Annotated in this window: 17 protein-coding genes; 10 read left to right on the top strand and 7 right to left on the bottom strand. The window is 56.5% G+C overall.

Translation table 11 applies throughout. The features are described from left to right. Positions 1–15: 15 nt before the first annotated feature. Positions 16–345: a co-chaperone GroES gene (locus HY010_10655; protein ID MBI3476184.1), complete on the bottom strand. Its 330-nt coding sequence runs from the start codon at positions 343–345 to the stop codon at positions 16–18. Positions 346–673: 328 nt separating this feature from the next. On the opposite strand from HY010_10655, the gene HY010_10650 reads away from it, so the two are divergent. Next, the gene (locus HY010_10650; GenBank protein ID MBI3476183.1) at positions 674–1,135 is read left to right on the top strand and encodes a carboxypeptidase regulatory-like domain-containing protein; all 462 of its coding nucleotides are present in this window, start codon (positions 674–676) and stop codon (positions 1,133–1,135) included. Between the two features lie 15 nt (positions 1,136–1,150). Here the strand turns inward: HY010_10650 and HY010_10645 are convergent, their stop codons facing one another. Together HY010_10645 and HY010_10640 are read right to left on the bottom strand one after the other, a co-directional pair. Continuing rightward, on the bottom strand, positions 1,151–2,221 hold the full coding sequence (locus tag HY010_10645) for an MBL fold metallo-hydrolase (protein ID MBI3476182.1): 1,071 nt from the start codon (positions 2,219–2,221) through the stop codon (positions 1,151–1,153). A 94-nt stretch (positions 2,222–2,315) separates the two neighbouring features. Then, on the bottom strand, positions 2,316–3,173 hold the full coding sequence (locus HY010_10640; protein MBI3476181.1) for an AraC family transcriptional regulator: 858 nt from the start codon (positions 3,171–3,173) through the stop codon (positions 2,316–2,318). 146 nt (positions 3,174–3,319) lie between these two features. Here HY010_10640 and HY010_10635 point away from each other — a divergent pair, with 146 nt between their 5' ends. The 4 genes from HY010_10635 to HY010_10620 all read left to right on the top strand — a co-directional run bounded on the left by HY010_10635 (position 3,320) and on the right by HY010_10620 (position 8,868). After that, positions 3,320–3,682 carry an STAS domain-containing protein gene (locus HY010_10635; GenBank protein MBI3476180.1) on the top strand — a complete coding sequence of 121 codons (363 nt, stop codon included), beginning with the start codon at positions 3,320–3,322 and terminating at the stop codon, positions 3,680–3,682. An 84-nt stretch (positions 3,683–3,766) separates the two neighbouring features. Next, positions 3,767–4,477, top strand: coding sequence for a hypothetical protein (locus tag HY010_10630; GenBank protein MBI3476179.1), 711 nt, complete (start codon positions 3,767–3,769; stop codon positions 4,475–4,477). 425 nt (positions 4,478–4,902) lie between these two features. Further along, positions 4,903–8,385, top strand: coding sequence for a TonB-dependent receptor (locus HY010_10625; protein MBI3476178.1), 3,483 nt, complete (start codon positions 4,903–4,905; stop codon positions 8,383–8,385). A 102-nt stretch (positions 8,386–8,487) separates the two neighbouring features. Next, positions 8,488–8,868: an EVE domain-containing protein gene (locus HY010_10620; GenBank protein ID MBI3476177.1), complete on the top strand. Its 381-nt coding sequence runs from the start codon at positions 8,488–8,490 to the stop codon at positions 8,866–8,868. A gap of 33 nt (positions 8,869–8,901) precedes the next feature. On the opposite strand, the gene HY010_10615 is transcribed toward HY010_10620, so the two are convergent. Beyond that, positions 8,902–10,047 carry an FtsX-like permease family protein gene (locus HY010_10615; GenBank protein ID MBI3476176.1) on the bottom strand — a complete coding sequence of 382 codons (1,146 nt, stop codon included), beginning with the start codon at positions 10,045–10,047 and terminating at the stop codon, positions 8,902–8,904. A 233-nt stretch (positions 10,048–10,280) separates the two neighbouring features. Here HY010_10615 and HY010_10610 point away from each other — a divergent pair, with 233 nt between their 5' ends. Continuing rightward, complete coding sequence (locus tag HY010_10610; protein ID MBI3476175.1) at positions 10,281–11,810, top strand: DUF839 domain-containing protein; 1,530 nt, start codon at positions 10,281–10,283, stop codon at positions 11,808–11,810. 129 nt (positions 11,811–11,939) lie between these two features. Here HY010_10610 and HY010_10605 read toward each other — a convergent pair whose 3' ends face one another. The 3 genes from HY010_10605 to HY010_10595 form a co-directional block, all read right to left on the bottom strand. Then, positions 11,940–13,511 (bottom strand): AMP-binding protein, encoded by a 1,572-nt coding sequence (locus HY010_10605; GenBank protein MBI3476174.1) that lies wholly within the window; start codon positions 13,509–13,511, stop codon positions 11,940–11,942. Between the two features lie 123 nt (positions 13,512–13,634). Beyond that, the gene (locus HY010_10600) at positions 13,635–16,034 is read right to left on the bottom strand and encodes a hypothetical protein (GenBank protein MBI3476173.1); all 2,400 of its coding nucleotides are present in this window, start codon (positions 16,032–16,034) and stop codon (positions 13,635–13,637) included. A gap of 275 nt (positions 16,035–16,309) precedes the next feature. Next, positions 16,310–16,552: a glutaredoxin family protein gene (locus HY010_10595; protein ID MBI3476172.1), complete on the bottom strand. Its 243-nt coding sequence runs from the start codon at positions 16,550–16,552 to the stop codon at positions 16,310–16,312. Between the two features lie 63 nt (positions 16,553–16,615). Here HY010_10595 and HY010_10590 point away from each other — a divergent pair, with 63 nt between their 5' ends. The 4 genes from HY010_10590 (at position 16,616) to HY010_10575 (ending at position 20,103) form a co-directional block, all read left to right on the top strand. After that, the gene (locus HY010_10590) at positions 16,616–17,359 is read left to right on the top strand and encodes an SDR family oxidoreductase (protein ID MBI3476171.1); all 744 of its coding nucleotides are present in this window, start codon (positions 16,616–16,618) and stop codon (positions 17,357–17,359) included. Positions 17,360–17,430: 71 nt separating this feature from the next. Then, positions 17,431–18,018 carry an acyloxyacyl hydrolase gene (locus HY010_10585; protein MBI3476170.1) on the top strand — a complete coding sequence of 196 codons (588 nt, stop codon included), beginning with the start codon at positions 17,431–17,433 and terminating at the stop codon, positions 18,016–18,018. A gap of 24 nt (positions 18,019–18,042) precedes the next feature. Next, the gene (locus tag HY010_10580; GenBank protein ID MBI3476169.1) at positions 18,043–18,303 is read left to right on the top strand and encodes a hypothetical protein; all 261 of its coding nucleotides are present in this window, start codon (positions 18,043–18,045) and stop codon (positions 18,301–18,303) included. A 177-nt stretch (positions 18,304–18,480) separates the two neighbouring features. Then, entirely contained in the window at positions 18,481–20,103 is a 1,623-nt protein-coding gene (locus HY010_10575; GenBank protein MBI3476168.1) for an amidohydrolase, read from the top strand. Positions 20,104–20,146: the final 43 nt, after the last annotated feature.

Below are 20,146 nucleotides of genomic sequence, written 5' to 3'. Positions count from 1 at the left end.
GCGGCTAGAAGCTGACTACTTGCGGGATCCGGCGGTTTCTTTCTTGGTCGCGCCGCTGAGGATGCCAAGTACTTCCTCTTCGCGCATGATGATGAAGTCTTCACCATCGATCTTGATTTCGGTCCCGGAATACTTGCCAAACAGAATGCGGTCGCCTTCCTTCACGTCGAGCGGGCGAACCTTGCCTTCTTCGCTGATCTTGCCTTTGCCGGCGGAGACAACTTCTCCCTCCTGCGGTTTATCCTTTGCGGAATCAGGAATAATGATGCCGCCACGTGTGGTTCCTTCTTCTTCCACTCGACGGACCAGAATTCGGTCATGGAGCGGGGTAAACTTCGTAGCCATAGTTGCGTACTCCTTTCAATTGAGTTGATACGGGTTTGAATGCTGGGCCCTGCGGTTTCCTGTTAGCACTTGCAATGGTTGAGTGCTAATTATCAGATATGAGTGCTGAATTGTCAAGAGCAGGAGCTGCTGGAAACCGTGTTCTGTAGCCTCAGCTGACCAAGAGCAAACCTATACAACTGCCTGATACCACTACGTTTATGTTTACGGCAACGTCGGTTTCCCAGAGAGTATCCTCCCAGCAGATCTCCGGGACCAGCCGCGCACCGGGGGCGTAACGTACCGGTTTTCGTGACAGAAATCGAACTCCTGCTTAGAATGGAAACCCATGAGAAGGCTTCGTTTAGGGATCGGTATTTTCTTGCTGGTTGGTTTGGGGCTAGGCGTTGCAATTGCCCAAGACGACGAACAGTATGCCGCAATAGCATTCGTCGTCTTGCGGGACTACAACGGCAAGCCGATCAAGAATGCCAGCGTCATCATGCATCCCGTCGGCAAGAAAGGGAAGCAGAAGAACTCCGGCATGCAGCTGAAGACGAACACCGACGGCAAAACGAGCTTTGATGGCATCCCGTACGGCGCATTGCGGGTGCAGGTGCTGGCGCAGGGCTTTCAAACCTACGGAGAAGATTACGTCGTCGACAAACCGGAATTGGAAATCACGATCAAACTGAAGCGTCCGCAAGGGCAGTATTCGGTCTTCGAAGATCATCCCGAAGCCAAGAAAGATGAGTCGAAGCCGGATGCGAAAACTCCCGAGGAGAAACCTGCGGAGCAAAAGCCGCAGTAGCTCGCGTCCAGTCTTCTATCGAGCCTTGATCTGGTTATACGAAGCCTTGACCAGTCCGGCGAATGATTGGTCGAAGAAGGACTGATCTTCTGCAACATTCCCAGCAAATTTGTCTCGCCACGCTTTGGAATCAATCTGTTTGGGCAGCTCCTCCTGTGTTTCTTCCAATGTCTTGCCATTGTTGATTTCTTTTTCAACGCCGGTATTCACCACCTGCAAAAACGAAATCATCTGCGCGATGTAGCTCTTGTCGTGGAGAACGTCGCCATGGCCCGGAACAATCTCTTGCGCATCAAATTGCGCCAGAGCCTGCAGGGTGCCGACCTGGTCCACCGGGAAGCCGCCGAAGAAGTAGGGCACGGGATGATCCACCAGGTCGCCGGTAATTAGAATTCTTTCCTTCGGCAAGTACACGATGGTGTCTCCGGCGGTATTGCCTCGTCCAATGAAACGAATCTGCACGAGACGCTTGCCGAGATCGATATTGAGTTCCCGGTCGAAGGCGACGTTGGGAACCAGTTGCACGGCATCCTTGAACTCCGCGACGACGGGCCCTAATCCGGAGAGCGCTTCCTCATAGTCTTTGCGCGCACCCGGTGTCAGAGGCTGGCCGTCCGGATCCTTTCCGGAGTCGAGCACCTTGCGAAATCTTTGGGCTCGGGAAGGATAGCGAGTCACGGCCCCAGGGTTGAAGTCGGCGATCGTTTTCTGCGTTTGAATCTGGGCGATGATCTGAATATCGGGAAATGCTGCAGCATAGACGCTGTTTCCCAGGGTATGGTCAAAATGCCAGTGAGTATTCAGAAGATAGGTGACCGGCTTGTTCGTCCACTTGCGAATCTGTTCCACGTCAGCGCGGGTAGTCGAGGGCAGCAGGCACGAATCGACAACGAATACCGTCTTGTCTCCGATGATGACCGTCGTGTTGCTTTGCGGGAACCCGTCGGGCGCGTCGGGATGGCGAATTTCAAAGATGCCCTCAGCTAGTTTTGTGATGGTGCGGTCCTTCCAAGTCGACGAGTCGCTGAGTAGGAATGTGGTCGCGCTCGTCACAAACAGGATGAATAGCGTCAATCTTCGGCGCACTGACTGCCCTGCGAATCGCATTGATATCCCCCGGAAGTTACTCCAACTTTGAATTTAGAGAGTGGGGATGGGGGCGTCTTGAACAATCTTGCGGTTAGCGAGTGCGACTGAATTCCGCAGCATAGCGACCCGGCGTAATCCCCACCAACCGACGGAACTGCCGAGTGAGGTGGCTCTGGTCGGCAAACCCGGTCGTGATCGCAATTTCACAGAGAGCATGTTGTTGGCGCAATAATTCCTTGGCTCGATTAATCCGCAACTGGGTTTGGTAAGCATGCGGGGGCAAACCCGTTTTGCGAAAAAATATGCGCTGCAAGTGAAACGGACTGAGATCCGTAACTCGGCCAAGCTGCGCGAGTGTGATGGGCTCGGTGAAGTGTGCGGCAATGTATTCCCGCGCTCGTGTCACCGCGGTGTGGTCATACGGAGCGCGGGAATGCGAGGTAGTGTTCGAGCGGCGGGTCAAGAAGAGGAAGGAAAGAAAATTCCGCAACAACTCATCGCACTGCAAACGCGACTCTCCGTGTTGAATGGTGCGAACCATGCTAAGGAAGCTGCTCAGCATGCGGGGAGAATGCTGGAACATGTTTGGGAACGCAGGCAGTAGCTCCTTTTCCTGATTGATGTCGCGAGCAACCGTGCGGAGCAGCGAACGGTCTACGTATGCGCTGTAGAAACTCACAGTCGCCCCTGATTCCACCCAGTTCTCGTGAACCTCTCCCGGCGGCGTAATGACCAGGTCACCGCGACCGACCAGACGGGAACTGCCGCGACATGCCAGGTACCCTACGCCGGCCGTGTAAGCACAGATGTGTAATTCGTCGTGCCAGTGTCGAGGAAAAGGATGGGATACGCGGGTACCACCGTGGAAGATGATCCCCGGTGCCAGTCTCGACTGCCACACTGCAAGCGAACCCGAGGTTGGGGCATTGCGGTGGACTAACGGGCGCATCAGTTCTCCAGGGTTCTAGACGGCGGAGGCACGAGAATGTAACCAACCGCGAAGGAATCGCGCGAGATTTTGCGGGGCTAAAAGTGGCGCCGTTTGGTCCCAAGTAGAGGTGACATAACGCACGGACTGGCCTACAATCGCGTCCCATGGGTTTGCAAGAACTGACGGTCGAGCGTTACGCGGGTGTGACGGACGAACAGCGCGTTCTGCTCATTAAAGGACCGCTGACCATCGAGACCACGCCGCAATTTGAGCGAGCGGTACGCCACGAAAGCGCGGAGACGATGATCCTCGACCTGACCGACGTTCCCTATATCGATTCCGTCGGCCTGGGCTCACTGGTCTCCACGTATGTCTCTCACCAGAAAACAGGGCGCTGCCTGGTGCTCACCGGAGTGACTGCTCGGGTCATGAAAGTCCTGAAAATTACAAAGGTTAACGATTTCTTCATGACGTTCCCCACCACCTGGGAAGCGGTAGAAGCGCTGGCCAATACAGGGACTGCGTAAGACAAACTACAAAATAAGAGCTACCGTAGTTGCCGTGAACGCGGCGCTGCGGACACGGGCGCGACTCCCCAACAGAGAAAATTTATGAATCCAGTCAAGACGCTTGTGTTTCTTATGCTTGCCTTGCCACTTTATGCACAGACAGCAGATGAGTTGGTTGCCAGGAACCTGGTCGCGCGCGGCGGAGCCGAGAAATTGCGTTCCATTAAGACGATGACGATGATCGGTACCATCAGTTTTGGCGACGCTAGTTCGCCTCTGACTGTGAAAGTGCGGCGGCCCAGCCAGATACGAGAGGATTTCAAGATTAATGGCGGCGACATCACTCGATCGTACGACGGCAGCTCGGGATGGGAAGTCCAGGGCGGAAAGACTCGACAACTTGAAGGAGGGGAATTGAACAATATCCGCGAAGAAGCCGAGAACGCGATCGAAGGACCCCTGCTCGACTACGCCAGGAAGGGAAGCCGGATCGAAGCGCTCGGCAAGGCGGACATCGATGGCAAAGCGGTTTACAAACTGAAAATCATGACCACGCTGGGCACGAGCATCACTCAATTTCTGGACGCGGCCAGCTATCTCGAAATCCATGAGGAGATCGAGCGCTCTGCAAACGGCAAGCTGATGATCATCGTGGAGGACGTGGGCGACTATCGCGAAGTGGACGGCGTGAAATTTGCTCATCGCTTCGTGAGTGGATCGCGCGAGAATCCTACTGCCTCCACGCTGCAAATCGAGAAAATGCAATTGAACGTTCCTGTCGACGCGGAAGTCTTCGCTCCGCCGCGGAAGTAGGCGCGGAGCAACGCGTTTGCGCGGCCCCGCGATGGCCGGCGGAATCTCTCCGGACGCTTCGATCAGAGGGCCATGCTCAATAACACCCGCCAATATCGCAACACGCCCCGCGTACTTGTCCGACGTGTTTGTGTAGCGATTCTTTTTCTTTCGAACACCGGCTGACTTCCCGGATTCTGTAGCGTTGCTCTCGCTGACTTCCAGAAGTCATAGCGCAGCAAGAACATCGGAATTGATTCTCACAACAAGACAAACCTTGACGCTCGTTGTGATTTTGTCATCTCCCTGTGGACTCGACGCACGCACTACACAAGTCCTCTCTCACAACCCTCAACAGGAATGGCCAACTGATTGCCCTTGTGAAGGGATCACGAGACTGGTGTGCCATCGGGCGCACGGCGCAAGTGATTCAAGGGAGCAAAGACATGCGAAGCATGGAATATGTGTTCAGTTGTGTTGTCTTGTTTGCATTGAGTACCCTCGCGGCGGCACAAGCGGGCATGGGATCAATTGCCGGAGTGGTCAGCGATCCTTCTGATGCGGTGGTGCAGGGCGCCACGGTCACGGCGAAAAACTCCGCCACGGGAGCGGTTCGCACAGCGACCAGCGCCGAGGGCGGGAACTACACCATTACCAGCCTTCCCCCAGGAGAGTACAGCGTAACCGTCGAGAAGACGGGCTTCTCGAAGCTGACCTTCGATCATCTGACGGTATCGACGTCCCTTGTCGTTCCACTCAACGCGCAATTCCGTATCGGCGCAACCACGGAGAACGTGAATGTAACCGTGGATACGGTGGCGCCGATCGAGACCGAAGACTCACAGGTGTCGAACCTGGTTGATTCTGAGCGCATGAAGGCGTTGCCCTTGATTACGCGCAATCCTTATGAGCTCGTGCTTCTGTCGCCCGGAACGTCTTCGGCGAGCAGTTCGCTAGGCGGATTCAATGTCAACGGCGCTCGCGAGCGCAATAACAATTTCCTGTTGGATGGGGTCGATAACAACGACACCTCCGTTCCGGGCATCCCGGGCGGTGCGCTGGCGGCCAACCCGGAGTCCACTGAGGAATTCCGGGTCATCACGAATAACTTCAACGCCGAGTATGGACGAGACACCGGCGCGATCATCGACGTGGTCACAAAGGCAGGCACAAATCAATTTCACGGCGGCGCGTACTGGTTTGGCCGCTATGACAAGATCGGCGGTGCCCGCGATTGGTTCAATCGCGCCGCGGATGGCCCACGAGATCCGTACGTCCGGAACCAGTTTGGCTATTCGATTGGCGGTCCGATCTGGAAAAACAAGACGTTCTTCTTTTTCAACCAGGAGTTCCAGCGGTTTCCCACTGCACGCACCAATGCTGCTCAAGTACCTTTGCAGGCCTTTAAGGACGGGCTCTTCACCTTTAATGGTATTGACGACAACGGGGATCCAATCTCCCGAACGATCGACTTGCGGCAAGGGTCAGCAGACAATCAGACAATCACAGCAAACTACGAACTCTTCAACGGATCGGGAGTGACATCGATTCCTGCAGATCCGACCATGCAGAAGATTTTTTCGCTCTATCCGCAGGCAGCGTTTGAAACCGGCGACGGGTTCAGCGGTGTTACATTCTTTCCCAGCTCTTCGAATCAAAGGAGCTATCAGGCAACGGGGAAGCTCGATCATCACTTTACCGATTCGGAATACTTGAGCTTCCGATACAGCTATAACGATCTCAAGGATCCCAACTCGGGTGCCGCGTCTGCGCTGCCGGACAACGTTGGCGCAGCGTCACTCAAAGCGATCGCGACCGGCGGAGTGGCTACGCTCACCTCGAACCTTCGTCCAAGTCTGATCAACAACTTCTCGTTCGGCTGGAATCACATCTTTGCGGGGTTTGGCTGCGATGGACTGAATGTTCTAGACAGTGCGTTCCCGGTCGATCAATTCGGGAACGGTACGGATTTCGCTACCAATCCGTTCACCAGTGTCGGCTGCGGCGGTCTGTTGTCTGACGGACAGGCGAGGAAGACCGGCACGATCAGTTTCGGAAATACTCTGACCTGGGTGAAGGGCGCTCACACGCTGAAGTTTGGCGGTGACTTCCGCAACGTTAAGGAATCCGGCGACAACAACTTCAATAGCCGGCGACAACCTGACACTCGAATCGGAACGGCCACCGGAGGCGGATTTGATTCCGCCGGCATCGGCGTTTCCGACCCGGCTCTGAACGACGCGATTGCCGCTTACTACGGTTTCGTGGTCTCGGACCTGCAGGCTCAGTTCTTCGACAAATCCGGGGTTCGAAAGGGAAGCGACAACAAGGATTTCCGGCAGCGAGAAGGCAGTGTGTTCGTCCAGGACAGCTGGAAAGTACGTCCGAATATCACCTTTAACTTCGGGGTTCGTTATCAGTTCAACGGCGTCCCCTACGAAGTACACAACAACCTTTCGAATCTTCTGACGGATCCGCGCACGTTCCCAGTCGTGTTCTCTACCGTAGGGCCGGGAACTGGTCACCAGTTGTTCAACGACGATTACTCGAACGTCGAACCACGAATTGGCTTTTCCTGGGATCCGTTCCGGGATGGAAAGACGGCGATTCGCGCTTCTTTCGGCATCTTCCATGATCGGATATTCGGCAACTTGTTTGGCAATGCCCGAGGCAATCCGCCATTCGAGCAGGACTACAGCACCTTCGTGCTCGACACGATCGGGAACGCATTCGACACCGGAGGATTTCCGCTCGCGACTCCAGACCAGATCCCGTCGGCGTCAGTCCCAGATGGCGCGTTGCTCGCTCCGGTCATCTTCGACACGCATTTCCGCAATCCAGTCACCAACAGCTACTTCTTCGGAATCCAGCGCAATTTGCCGGCAGGCCTGGTCCTGGATGTCAGCTACGTCGGCAACAACAGCCACCATGTGTTCCGAGTGTTCGACGCAAATCCACCGGATCCGGTGCGCGTCGCGGCGCTCGTGGCATTCTGCAGCGATCCCAACAACGAGTTCGGCTGCGTACCAGGCCAGGTCTCATCGCTACGCTTGTACTCGGGAGCAGACCAGGGGATTCTGCCGTTTAACGGTGTGGCCCATAACGCGATCGGTCGCAATACCTTCTCAGCGGCGTTGAATAAGAGCGACGGCAATGCTAACTACAATGCATTACAGACAAAAATCACCAAACGCTTCACGCGCGGATTCCAAATGCAAGGCTCGTACACCTGGGCTCATTCCATTGACGATGCGAACGATCCGATTGTCGCGGGAACGGGGCAGGTGAATTTCGTGCGTGATGCACTCCTCCCGGCACTGGATCGTGGCAATTCCGACCATGACATTCGCCATGTCGGAGTTATCAATTCGGTTTGGGAATTGCCGCTCGGAGCCGGCCGAACCCATTGGAATCAGGGCGTGATGGGAAGAGTTCTGGAAGGATTTGAGATGACCGGAATTCTGACCATGCAAACCGGGCACCCCTTCGATGTGATCGGAACTCGCGACAGTCAGCGCGTGGGCCGAGTCAGTCGTGGGGATGTCATCGGCGACCCGTTTGCGGGCGGCGGGACATTCTCACCTGGGACCAAGGTGTTCTTCTCGAATAACCGGGCGGCGTTCACCAGTCCTGCTTTCGACACATTCCCAACGATTGGTCGCAACTTCTTTCACGGCCCGTCGTTCGTGAACCTGGATATGAGCGTCTCGAAGAAGATGAAGATCTGGGAGAAGACCAGCATCGAACTGCGGCTGGAGGCATACAACCTGCTCAATCACGCGAACTTCAACAATCCCGGAGATGATCCTGGACTGGTTGGCAACCAGGTCGGTTCGGCGTTCTTTGGGCAGATTCTGAGCCAACTGGGGCGTCCGGACGGTACGACCGGTGCGCGGCAACTTCAGATGGCCGCGAAGTTCGTTTTCTAGGGCTTAAGAAGCATTCGTTTGGAGGTGCCTGGTTTTCCGGGCACCTCTTTTTTTGTGTGCGACTGCTGCGAATACTGCTGAGGTTTCGTAGAATAGCGGGCCATGGACTACCTACTGAAGACAGAGCCGACTGTATATTCTTTCGCGAATCTTGAGAAAGAGAAGAGCACGATTTGGGATGGCGTCACCAATCCCGTTGCGGTGAAAAACCTGCGTGGGATGAAGGCGGGGGATCGTCTCGTGATCTACCACACTGGTGACGAGAAAAGTGCCGTTGGGACAGCAACGGTCGAGTCTGTGGAGGTCAGCGACCCAAAACTTCCGCAAATCCGAATCAAGGTGGGCAAGCCGATTGCTCAGCCTAAGACACTCGCAGAGATTAAGGGCGAGAAGCTTTTTGCGGATTCTGCGCTCGTGCGGCAAGGTCGGTTGAGCGTCGTACCGCTATCGGACGCCCAATTTAAGTATCTGGTCGGCAAATAGCGAATTTTGGAACGGCACAACGGACCGCAGATTCTATCCGATGTGCCGCAAAGCGTCGACGATGTGCAGGTGCGACGCTCGGTAAGACGGGACGATCGCGCTCGACAATCCTACGAAGGCTGCGACCAGCATCACCGCGAGCGCCGTCAGGCTGGTCATGTGCATCGACACCGGCATGCCGATGCCGGGCCGGGAGAGAAGGCCGATGATCAGCGTCGCGGACATCACTCCAATCAGACCCCCGATCAACGCAATTGCCAGCGCTTCGCTGAGCAGTAATTTGAAGATCCGCTCGCGCGTGAAACCCAGCGTACGAAGTACAGCCACTTCGCGCGTGCGTTCCCGGATTGACATGGCCATGGTGTTTGCGCAAACGAGCAGCATGGTGAACGTGACCGCTCCGCAAATCCCCAGGATAAAGGCCTTCACGTTACCCAGAGTAGCGATGAAATCCAGGCGAAATGCCTGTTCGCTCTCGCTCTTGGTAGGCAAGGGAGCGCTGTGGAACATGGCATCGATGGAGCGCGCCGCGTCCGGCATATGATTCGCGGTGTCCACACGCGTGAAATAAAAGCCGGCAGAATTCTTGAACCAGGACACGGACTCTTCCAGATACTTAGCATGGAAGTACAGATTGCTGCTCGGTGGATCAATTTTGTAGATGCCACGCAGCGTGAGCTCGAGGTTCGTAGGAAAGATCGTTCCCTGCAGCGTAATCCGGTCGCCGATCTTCCAGTTATGCTTCTTCGCTAGATCGACGTCGACCACACAACCGGCGCGATCCTTCTTCCAAGCTTCCAGTTGTTCGGGCGGCATCACCTTATCGGCAGCGACATCAAAATACTCCTCTGGATCGGTTGCGAATTGGGCAAAGAAATTTGCCGGCTTGTCGTCGATATACCGGCCGCCAAACCATGTCATGGGAACAATATGGACGACGCCAGGAATTCCGCGGATTTTATCCCGATAATAGATGGGTAGAAAATTTGCGAGCGAGACCTTGTGCCGCGTCATGATCCGGAGAGCGGAGTCCGGCGCTCCCGGGTCAATGTAGAAGCTGCGCCAAAGCGTCAACATGACACTCAGCAGAAGGAGAGAAAAGGCGATCGAAGCAACAGTAAGCAGGCTGCGCAGCCGATTGCGAAACGCGGACCGGGTGACAAACCGGGAAAAGTTCATGGCGGACTGCAAATTATATCGTGTTATTGCTTGCAGAACATCTCATGGAAACGCGCCTCGGTTCTCGCTTTCCACTGAACTTATCTCCTGATTGGCGACTTTTCATCGACCGTTCACGTGGCTGCAATCTCAGTGAAACTCTGAACCGCTACCTTCATCGGAAGCGTTAGCCCGAAGTCCCAATTGCGCAAGAAGAACAAATCCCAATGAGGAATTTCAAAAGGAGTCTGTGTATGAACGTTTTGCAAGCTTCGTCTTTGAAGCTCGGTCTCGTGGTAGCCTTGGCCGCGCCGTTGGCTTTCGGCCAGCTCGGAATTGGACCCATCACAACCGGCGTCAAGTTCGCCAAGAAGCATGTTGGACATCCGGCAACGACCATAGCCAGCGGTTTCAAACTCCAGGCAGTTGTCACCGGCACCAATGTGATCGAGAATCCATCGGGGCCGATCACCAAGTTCGGGATTCTCACGGACAACACGTTGACTGAGCCTGACGAGAACGCCTATCTCGTATTCGACCAGAATCCAGGCGGGCCTGTCCCGGGCTACGACTACGGACGGCACTTTCTGTTTCAGGGACATGAGAACGCGGGGAACCTGGCGTTCATCACCCGCATCAACATGGACATCACGGATAAGAAGCATCGCGTGACGCTCCTGAGCCCGGTAGGCACGAATGGATTGACTGGCTTCAATGCCATCGATGGCTCGGCCTATCTTCCGCTGGCGAACAAGATGCTCTTCTCACAGGAGGACGGCGGAGCAATCATCGAAGCCAATGCTACGTGGCCACCGAATGTCCATACCTTGGACGGAATCTTCGGAAACCCGGCGTTCTTCGAAGGGATGCACCCTGACGATCAGGGAAACCTGATCATGTGTGAGGATCTGGGCGGCACAAGCGTCAACATCGACCCGAACGATCCAAACAGTCCCAAGGCCGCTCGTCAGCCCAACTCGTTCGTGTACCGGTTTGTTCCCACCGATGTCACAAACATCGATGCGGGTGGCAAGCTGCAAGCGCTACAAGTGCTGATCGACGGCGCTCCGGTCGTGTTTCATGCGAACGATCCCTCGGGCGACGTGTTCTCGGTCAACCAGCTCCGCCTCCACACTCCCGGTACGTCGTACATAGCACAATGGGTCACGGTGCATGACACCGCCGTTGACGGAACCACAGCCTTTAACCCGAACGCTTTAGCAAAGGCCGCAAACGCCACACCTTTCAAACGTCCGGAAAACTTCCAGTTCCTGCCCGGTTCCGGCTTCCAAACGTTCTTCTTCGATGCGACCGGGGACACAAACGCGCTGGCGGGTGCGGTTCCAGCTCTGGCGCAACGTGGAACTTGGGGCTCGATCTTCCGGGTTGACCTCAGCACAGATCGCAATAGCGGGACGATCGGGATCTTCGTGCTGGGAACTGCGGAGCAGTCGTCCTTCGACAACCTGACCTTCGCAGACGCTCACACGCTGATCGCAGCCGAAGACCGTGGCGATGGTCTGCATACACAGCTCAACCGGTTGGATTCGATCTGGTCTTACACGACCGACGGGTCGGAACCACCGCTCCGCTTCGTTGCCCTGGGACGTGACAGCGTCTCGGAGACCAGAGGTGACAACGAGCCCACTGGAACTCATGTTTCGAATGGAAGCATGGATCCGAGCCAAATGCTGGGCACCGTTGACAGCTTGGTCGATGCACGCGGTTTCTTCACCCAGCAGCACGGGAAGAACACGGTCTACGAAATCCTGCGCGAAGAATAGTACGGAAGGAGCACTCGTCGCCCACTCTCTCGCCCTGGGAGAGTGGGCATTTTTTCTTGCTCCAGAACGACGCGGGATGGTCTATCGGACTATGCGCTTAGCAACTGGAACATCTTCTAAAGCATTACCTCAAGAAAACGTGCTACGCAGTTCACGTCTAAGGATTTTCCCAGATGGCGTTCGCGGGACTGCATCGACAAAACGCACTTCCCGCGGCTGCTTGTGATGCGCAAGCCGATCTGCGACAAAGTTGCGCAGTTCCTTGTCCAGTGCATCCCCGGCGGAGTAACCGTCCCGGATCACGACGAATGCGCAGGGAATTTCGCCAGCTTCTTCATCGGGCTTGGCCACCACTCCACAATCGCGCACGGCGGGATGTTCGAGTAAAACCGCTTCTACTTCGGCTGGAGCGACCGGGAAGCCTTTGTATTTGATCATCTCCTTACGCCGATCGAGGACATAGTAAAAATTGTCCGAATCGGCTCGTACCACGTCGCCGGAATAGTACCAACCGTCGCGCAGGACAGCAGCCGTCGCCTGGGGTTCTTTCCAGTAGCCGATCATGAACTGCGGGCCGCGCATCACCAATTCGCCAGGCTCACCAGGGGCAACTTCGTTGTCGTTGAGATCGAGCACGCGACATTCTGTGAGTGCGAGCGGCTGACCGATGGCTGCAGGACGGTACATAGCTGGCGGCGCGATATAGCCAACGTGCGTGACAGGAGATGCTTCCGTCATGCCGTAGCCCTGGTTGACGGGGATCCCAGTGAGTTCGGTCAAGCGACGTGCAAGTTCAGGCGCGAGAGGAGCCGCTCCCGACTTTATCCAGCGGACTTTGTGATTCTTGGGGAAGGCGCCAGCTTCAGCAGCGTGGCACAACGCATTGATCGCCGGCGGCACCATGGGCATCATGCTGACTGAATGTTCACAGGCCAGCGCGCACAACTTCTTCACATCAAAGCGCGGCATGAGCACAAGTTGAGCCCCGAGCGTCATGGCAGTCGTCAGTGCGACAGTCAGCCCATAGATGTGATAAAGCGGCAGAAAGCACAGCATGACATCTTCGGGAACGAGCGGTGTTCCGTTGGGCCCGAGCAGTTGGTACACGTTCGAGACCAGATTGGAGTGCGACAGCATGACGCCCTTCGGCAGTCCGGTGGTGCCGCTGGAGTAGGGAAGCGCCGCGAGGGTTTCCCGTGCTGAAGCTAACGGTTGCGGCAGCGAGGCGCTTACGGGCCTGAGCAGGTTGCTGAAATCTTCTGTCCCATTCGTCGAATTGCGGATCGCAAATACCCGGCGCAGCATGGGGAGTCCCGTGAGGTTCACGCCATCGAGCAGAGGGCCGTCGGTGACGAGGAAAGCCGCTCCCGAATTCTCGAGTTGATAACGAATCTCCCGTTCTCGATAAGCAGGATTTAACAACGTCGGGATCGCTCCCGCCAACGTCGCCGCATGGTAGCTGATAGCGAACTCCCACGAGTTCGGCAAAAAGATGGCCACGACCTCGCCGGGCTTTAATCCGGCGGCAACCAGTCCGCGTGCTAACGCTTCGACATGTTCTCCGTACTCGGCATACGTGAAGCTGCGGCCGCAGGAAGAATCGATCAGTGCAGTCTTGCCGGGATGGCGGCGGCAGGATTCGAGAACAATATCGTGAACGGTTCGGCCCGTGGGATCCGCAAACAGTTGAGTGCGCAGCATGCGGGGACGATTGTACAGGAGGGGCAGGGAAGGTATCGGTAGCGGTCAAAAGTGAGGCGCAACAGGATTCGTTGCGCCTCAGTGAATCGCCCATAGCGTCGTATTGTCTATGCCGGGAGACAGCTACTGGTTGGGCGGCTTCTCCTCCTTGTTGTTCTGCCGATCGCGTTTTTCCTGTTCTTGCTTCTGGCGTTTCTCTTCGGAAGTTGGCGGCCGCGATTGAGGCGGACGATCAGGTCGATTCTCTGGCGGAGCAGCACGGCGTTGCTCACCACCGTTTGGCCGTTCTTCCCGAGGAGCGGTTTGATCTCGATTCGAGTCCGGACGATTATTGGTGCGTGCGTCCGGTGGACGATCATTTGACGGACGATCGTTACGCGCAGGAGGCTCAGGACGATTGTTGGGCCTGTCCGCGTTTGCCGGTTTGGGCTCGTCCGCAGGCGGGCGGCTCGTTTCCCGCTGGTCGTTCGGCGGATTTGCGTTCGGACGTCGATCCGGCCGCGCCGAGGATGGACGATCATTGCGGACGGGCGGCGTGGAATCTTCGGGCCGAGTAATTTCGGGCCGCTTACCGTCGGGGCGATTGCCCTGATTCGCCGGCTGGTTCGGGCGCTCCCCTTGCGGACGATCCGGTGGCTGCGCACCGTTGGCATCAGGACGGCGATCGGCCGGTTGATTGTTTCCCGGACGATTATTCCTTTCGTCGTTGGGACGAGGATTATCCGGACGCTTGTCGTTAGGACGTGCGTCGTTGGGGCGAGACTCGTTGCCCGGACGGTTTGCGGACGGATTGTTCGGATTGGCTCCCGTTTGTCCTGCAGGCGCTCCATCAGGGCGATTCGCAGCCGGTGCGGTTTGTTGATTTGGGCGCTCCAACTGGGGGCGAGTCCCGGGTTGGTTGGACTGGTTTCCAGCACGGCCTACATTGGGCGTCGCCGGTCTCCCGGGAGGCGCAATCCGAACCATGGGCCGCGCTTCGGGCGTGTTTGCCGGACGAAGGTTTTGTACTTCGCGTTTGGCTAAAGGCTCTCCCGGCTGTTTCGCGAGGGCAGCCTGCTGTCTTGCGAAAGATACTGGAGGTGGCGGTGGAGTCACCTTGGCGACTACAGCACGGTTCGCGATCCGTTCCGGAGGCGCGGTTACGCGATTGGCAGTTGTGGCTCGCCCGCCCATCACACTCTCTCGTGTTGGAGCAACAGCGACTCTGGAGGTTAACGACGCCGAGGCGAGGTCTCGTGCATTCACCGCTACTTGCGCTCTCGCCACCGGCTGAGCACTCACAAACGTTCGTTGCGGAACAGCGGTCACCGCTCCGCGTATATTCCTGTTCACGTAGGTCACGTTCGTGATGTTGGTGGTCTTGTTGATGATGGTCGTGTTGTAAACGTTGGTGATGTTCGTGACGTTAACGTTCGTATTACTGACGTTGACGCGATTCACGTATCCGCGGCTTACGCGATAGGAAGGCACGTACACTTCACGCGGGCCAAGCGGGAACCAGCCTACATTCGATCCCCAGCCGCCACCGCCGCCGCCGATAAACACCACCAGCGCGGGAGCATAGACAGGCCGCACCGCAATCGGGCCAGCGATCCAGCCCCAACGGCCGCCGAAATTGATCCAGCGTCCATAGTGAAAGGGAGCGTATCCCCAGGGCGAGTCATCGACCCACGTCCAGCCCCAGGGCGAAATCCAATCCCAATGTCCAGTCTGATAGGGAGCCCAGCCGGCATCGACACGACTCGGATACCATACGTGCCCGTAGTTGGAATCATCACGCCAGTCGCCGTAGTCGTCGAGATCTTCATAGCCCACAACTTCAGGAGATACGTAGCGAGCAGAGCGCGAGTCGTCGTAGCGGCGGTCGCGGGAACGCGCCCAATCGTCGAAGTCATCGTAAGCGCCGATGTCTTCCACGTCGGCGTTTAGCGAGTCGGTTCCGCTGAAAGTGGCCCGCTGGCCCGCATGCACCGTGTAGGACCGGCCATTGCCGGTTGATTCGCCTTCGCCATCCCGCACGCTGATCACGGTATAGGAGCCGTCATCGCTGGCGTCAACGCGGTAATGGCCAGGCCGGTAGATCGAAAATGCCTGGTTCGGCGTGTCAATTTCGAAGATCTCGTCGCGATTCAACTGGCGGACGCGAATGTCGATGGAACCCGCCGTGAGTTGAATTTGCGACGTGCGATCGTCCAGGTTCAGAAACGAGAAACCCGTGTTCGGGGCGAGGCGAATGATCGCCGATCCCAGGGACAATTCCGCACGTGAGTCCTGGTCGGCCCAGATCTTGTCGCCGGTCGTAATGGGGCGATTCGAGACTGCACCCACCCATTCCGACTCACCGGCAGGCTGGATTGAAATCGAGCCCTGCATATATCCGAGGCGCGCGACCCGGTCCGGCGGGTCATCCTGATATTGATCGTCATCCTGTGCGGCGGCTACCTGCGCCAGCGTCATGGTCGCGATGACCAGGAGCAATGCTGCACTCAAAGAACGGAACTTCCTGGAAACTGTTTCCTTCATTTGAAGTCCTCCAACCTTGTCAAAGCGCTCACAGATTGTTGGTATTGCTCACACTACGTTCGATGCCGAAACTGTCTGTTGAGAAAAGGACTGTCCCGAGATTCCGATATCGTTCGTGTTACCTGAGACTTAGAGCGCAACGATTTTGGAACAGTGTCGATGGGGTCAGTATCGCAAGAACAACCATAGAAGTTCTGAGCAAGATCGCTCATACGGTTGTCGCTGTAGATGCCTTGTACTTTTTCCTGAGCCACAGGCCAACCGAATCGATGCTGTCAGCTGGCCAGTCTGCGTAGGAATTCCTGTTCGTCCATGCGGTACTTGAAGGCCTTGTTGCCATTGATAAAGACGACCGGGACCTGATCATTGTATTGACGCCGGAGTTCGGCATCGCCGTCTACGTCAATTTCGCGCCAATGGAAGCCGCCTCGTTTCTGGAGTTTGACAAGGCTCTCCTTGACGATTTCGCAGAGATGGCATCCCTTGCGGGAATAGACGATAACCTCGCGAGGCTCCATATGTCGGGCAGTGTAGCAGGGTCAAAACGGGATTCCAAGACACGAAGGGCGTAAAATCCCGGGATGGCAAAACAGGACAAACCACTCGCCAAGCAGGTCGTTTTGGTCACCGGGGCAGCCAAACGTCTGGGTCGCGCCATCGCGCTTGCGGCGGCGGATCTGGGCGCCGATGTGGCCATTACCTACCGCGAATCCGAACAGGAAGCGGAATCGCTGGTGAGCCGGTTAGCCGGGAAAGGTGTGTCGGCATTTGCCGTTCGTTGCGATATCACCGACGAAATCAGCGTCCGCGAGATGATCAAGGAAGTTGGCAGCGAACTCGGGGGCATTGACGTCCTGGTAAACAACGCGGCGAACTATGAAACCGCGAAGTTTGAGAAATTGACGGTTGCGCAATGGGACGCAATCTTTGCCAGCAACGCGCGTGGCCCATTTCTGGTATCGCGCGAAGCGCTACCGTATTTGCGTAAACGCAGGGGCCGGATCGTCAACCTGGGGTCGCTCGGTGGATTGCGGCCGTGGGCCACGCACGCCCACTATTGTTCTTCAAAAGCTGCAGTTCACATGTTGACCAAAGTGATGGCCAAGGCGCTCGCCCCGGAGATCTCCGTGAACGCCGTGGCCCCGGGAATGATTGATCTGGGAGAGAAGGCTGCAGCCGCATTCATGCGACGCATGGCTAAGCAGACGCCCATGAAACGCAATGGCTCCGGGGACGAAATCGCCGATGCCGTCATGTTTTTTGCGACCGCACCGAAATTCATTACCGGACAGATCCTCGCGGTCGATGGCGGACTTGGGCTCTGAGGTCTGAGATCAGAGTGCAGAGGTTAGAACCTGTTTCGCGTATGATGTCGAGGCTTGGATCAGAAGAGCTTATGAGACCGTTTCTCTGGCTGACCATTTATTTCGCAACAGTATTGAGCGCGAGTTGCTTGTTGGCCGCGCAGGTCCGTCCAGAAGAGGGCGGACACGAAATCCAGGTCTGGAGCGGCGGAGGACCGTCAGTTCCCGGCGGCACCAAGGACACCTCCGTGTTCAACGTGGGAGTTCGCTATGGATGGATCCTTACTGCGCCCCACGGCCCCGGATTTCTCAATGGACGGTTTGAATACGCAATCGATGCCGTCCCTGCCTTCGTCGTGTTTCAGCCTCGGAATACGGCCTACGGCGCGGGGATCAATCCGCTGGGATTGAAGTGGATTTTTGCGACCCGGAGCGATGTACAGCCTTACCTCGAATTGAACGGCGGGACGCTGTTCAGTTCGCATGATGTTCCGACGGGCACGGGAAGAGTGAACTTCACATCCAGCGCCGCGTTCGGTGTTCACTTCCTGCGGGAGCACGCCTGGAGCTTCGAAGTACGTTATATGCACATCTCCAATGCAGGACTCACCACGCCGAACCCAGGGATCAATACCGTGCAAGTGCGGCTTGGGTTTGGCAAGTTCTTCGGGAAGAGGTAGTGTACGTGGGGAAGAGGTGGGCGGATGAAGCAGCCCGGACTCGACGAAGTTGCCGGGGTTTTGTTTGTCATGTGGCTCATCCTTCTGCTGCCCTGTCTGCTTTTGGCCCCAATTTCACTCATGGCGTTCGACGCTGGCCAGACTCCGAAAGCGAATGCCTTCGTTTGGTCGATCTGGACGTATCCGGTAGCCGTTGTCATCGTGGCGATCTTTAGAAAGAAAGCGCCCGTGATTGCATTGCTGCCTTTCGTAAATGTTGTGACGTGCGTTTTAGCTGGATTGTGATCCGGACTTGGCTTGTTTCCGTCCGGTACGGGCAGAAATCACGCCTGAGCATCGAATCGCTGCGTGTTACACTTCGCAGCCATGCGACGTGTCGTAATGTTATTCTGCGCGCTTCTACTTTGCCTCGCTATCGGATGTAGTCCCAAAACAACTCCAAGCGCCGATGCCGCGGACTTCGTGCTCCGCAATGCTCGTGTGTACACCGTCGATGCAAGCCTCCCATGGGCACAAGCCGTCGCGATTCGCGGGGATCGCATTGCATGGGTCGGAGATGACAAGGACGCTGCTCGCTACATCGGATCCGCAACCCATGTGATCAATGCAGGCGGAAAGATGGTGCTGCCTGGCTTCATCGATTCTCATTTTCATGTTCGACTGGGCAGCAATCCGGACGTATTGCGGTTTCAAAATGCCAATACGCTCGCTGACCTCCAAAAGCAGGTGCGGGAATTCGCGGAGAAGCGCCCCGAACTGAAGTGGATTGAAGCCGAGAACTGGAATTACTCCGTGTTCCCGAATGGAACCTTGCCGGCAGCGCGGGATTTGGAGGGGCTGACGGGAGGGCGTCCGGCATTTCTGGTGGCGTATGACTATCACACCATATGGATGAATCGCGAAGCATTGCGAGAATTCGGCATCGATAAGAAGACAACCAAAATACTCTTTGCCGAGAAGATCGAAAAAGATCCACAAACTGGAGAACCGACTGGAGTACTGACGGGATTCGGCAGCACCGGCCTCTCAGCAGATTCCCAAGCCGAATTGCAGAAACATCTACCATCGCTTGGCCCGGGACAGGTGCTAGCGGGTGTTCAATCCAATATGAACGCGGCTGTGACGGCCGGGATCACGACAATCGTCGACCCGCAGTCGTATCTCGAGGACCTCGCTATTTATTCGAAACTAAAAGACGACGGCAAGCTCCCGGCGCGGTTGCAAGTCGCGCTTTTTCATCGGAGGGGAACAAGCGAAGCAACGTTGCAACAGTTCGATGAAGCGCGTCATCAGTACAACGACGACCGGCTGCGAGTAGCGGCGGTCAAACTCTATATCGACGATGTGATCGAACCGCACACAGCAGCTCTGCTGGAGCCGTATGCGGATCGTCCAGGAACGCGCGGAGAACTGGATTATCCTCCCGAGGAGTTCAAACAAGTTGTGGCGCGGCTCGACCGCATGAAGTTCCAGGTATTTATCCATTCGATCGGCGATCGTGGAATTCGCACGGCGCTGGACGCGATTGAATATGCCGAGAAACAGAATGGTCCGCGCGACCGCCGAGATGAACTTGTCCACATCGAGTGTCTTAACGCGCAGGATATTCCGCGCTTCAAGCAGCTTGGTGTCACAGCCTGTATGCAGCCACGCCATTGCGCTCCGGATATCACTGGCCAGTGGGCAAAAGCGGTCGGCCCGAAGCGCTGGAAGTACGCGTGGGCTTTCCGCAGCCTGCACGATTCTGGCGCGAACCTGGCTTTCGCATCCGATTGGAATGTGGCTGAGATGGAGCCCCTGATCGGCATCTACACGGCTCTGACGCGTCAGGGACTTGACGGTAAACCCGACGGTGGATGGGTGCCGGAGCAGACTGTCGATCTGGAAACAGCAATTCGCGGATACACGATCAACGGAGCCTACGCGAATTTTGTCGAGGAAAATCGCGGCTCGATCACTCCGGGGAAGTATGCGGATCTCGTGATTGTGTCCGAGGACCTGTTCAAGATTCCCGCGAACAAGATCAAAGATGCCAAGGTAGTGTGGACGATGGTGGGCGGGAAGGAAGTGTGGAAGCAGCCCTAGCGGCAGGCTCTACTCGAAGGAACAGCTCTAGGAATTCGTTCCG

The organism is Acidobacteriota bacterium (genome assembly GCA_016196065.1).
Taxonomy (GTDB): Bacteria; Acidobacteriota; Terriglobia; order Terriglobales; family Acidobacteriaceae; genus Acidiflorens.
Note: the sequence above shows the minus strand (reverse complement) of the source record. Positions and strands in the feature narration are given on the sequence as shown.

What these genes read in the sequence shown, in the direction of transcription:
- HY010_10655 (MBI3476184.1), bottom strand. Translation starts at nt 345, where the DNA reads ATGGCTACGAAGTTTACCCCGCTCCATGACCGAATTCTGGTCCGTCGA.
- HY010_10650 (MBI3476183.1), top strand. Translation starts at nt 674, where the DNA reads ATGAGAAGGCTTCGTTTAGGGATCGGTATTTTCTTGCTGGTTGGTTTG.
- HY010_10640 (MBI3476181.1), bottom strand. Translation starts at nt 3,173, where the DNA reads ATGCGCCCGTTAGTCCACCGCAATGCCCCAACCTCGGGTTCGCTTGCA.
- HY010_10635 (MBI3476180.1), top strand. Translation starts at nt 3,320, where the DNA reads ATGGGTTTGCAAGAACTGACGGTCGAGCGTTACGCGGGTGTGACGGAC.
- HY010_10630 (MBI3476179.1), top strand. Translation starts at nt 3,767, where the DNA reads ATGAATCCAGTCAAGACGCTTGTGTTTCTTATGCTTGCCTTGCCACTT.
- HY010_10625 (MBI3476178.1), top strand. Translation starts at nt 4,903, where the DNA reads ATGCGAAGCATGGAATATGTGTTCAGTTGTGTTGTCTTGTTTGCATTG.
- HY010_10620 (MBI3476177.1), top strand. Translation starts at nt 8,488, where the DNA reads ATGGACTACCTACTGAAGACAGAGCCGACTGTATATTCTTTCGCGAAT.
- HY010_10615 (MBI3476176.1), bottom strand. Translation starts at nt 10,047, where the DNA reads ATGAACTTTTCCCGGTTTGTCACCCGGTCCGCGTTTCGCAATCGGCTG.
- HY010_10610 (MBI3476175.1), top strand. Translation starts at nt 10,281, where the DNA reads ATGAACGTTTTGCAAGCTTCGTCTTTGAAGCTCGGTCTCGTGGTAGCC.
- HY010_10605 (MBI3476174.1), bottom strand. Translation starts at nt 13,511, where the DNA reads ATGCTGCGCACTCAACTGTTTGCGGATCCCACGGGCCGAACCGTTCAC.
- HY010_10600 (MBI3476173.1), bottom strand. Translation starts at nt 16,034, where the DNA reads ATGAAGGAAACAGTTTCCAGGAAGTTCCGTTCTTTGAGTGCAGCATTG.
- HY010_10595 (MBI3476172.1), bottom strand. Translation starts at nt 16,552, where the DNA reads ATGGAGCCTCGCGAGGTTATCGTCTATTCCCGCAAGGGATGCCATCTC.
- HY010_10590 (MBI3476171.1), top strand. Translation starts at nt 16,616, where the DNA reads ATGGCAAAACAGGACAAACCACTCGCCAAGCAGGTCGTTTTGGTCACC.
- HY010_10585 (MBI3476170.1), top strand. Translation starts at nt 17,431, where the DNA reads ATGAGACCGTTTCTCTGGCTGACCATTTATTTCGCAACAGTATTGAGC.
- HY010_10580 (MBI3476169.1), top strand. Translation starts at nt 18,043, where the DNA reads ATGAAGCAGCCCGGACTCGACGAAGTTGCCGGGGTTTTGTTTGTCATG.